The following is a 772-nucleotide window of genomic DNA, read 5'->3' on the forward strand; positions in this document are numbered from 1 at the left end:
CGCGTTGGCGATCGGACGCCCGATCGGCGGCACACCCGACCCCGGAGACAGCGGATCGCTCATCGTCGCGCACACCGTCGTCTCCGTCGGACCGTACGCGTTCACCATCCGCCGGCCAGGCGCCCACCGCGCCACCAACTCCGCCGAACACGCCTCACCCGCCACCACCACTGTCGACACGCCCACCTCGTCCTCCGCCAGCGCGGCGAGAACGGACGGCGGCACCGTCACATGGCTGATCGCCAGGCTCGGGTCGGTCAGCGCGGCGACCGGCTCCGCCGCAGGTGGCAGCACCAGAGCCGCGCCGCAGAGCAGAGCGGTGCAGATCTCCGACACCGAGGCATCGAAGCTCGGCGAGGCGAACTGGAGGACCCTGCTGCCGGGATCGATCGCGAACCGCTCGATCTGCGCGGCGACCAGACTGGCCACGCCCGCGTGGCTGACCACCACGCCCTTGGGGCGGCCGGTCGAACCCGAGGTGTAGATCACGTACGCCGGATGACGCACATCCACCGCGACCACCGGATCCGTCTCCGGCCGGTCGCCCACCTCCACCACCAGCGACGGATCATCGATCACCACCGCCGGAACGGCGTCCTCCAGCATGAACGCGATCCGCGACGCCGGATACCCCGGGTCCACCGGCAGATACGCCGCCCCCGCCTTCAACACACCCAGGACCGCCACCACCGACTCCACCGACCGCGGCAACGCCACCGCCACGACCCGCTCCGGCCCCACACCCCGAGCGATCAACGCATGCGCGAACCGG

Annotated in this window: 1 protein-coding gene; it reads right to left on the minus strand. The window is 71.5% G+C overall.

Translation table 11 applies throughout. The features are described 5' to 3' along the window. Positions 1–772, minus strand: a 772-nt coding sequence (locus UK12_RS32820) for an AMP-binding protein (protein WP_045306862.1), incomplete at both ends; no start/stop codon positions are given.

The sequence above is a fragment of the Saccharothrix sp. ST-888 genome, assembly GCF_000955975.1.
GTDB lineage: Bacteria > Actinomycetota > Actinomycetes > Streptomycetales > Streptomycetaceae > Kitasatospora.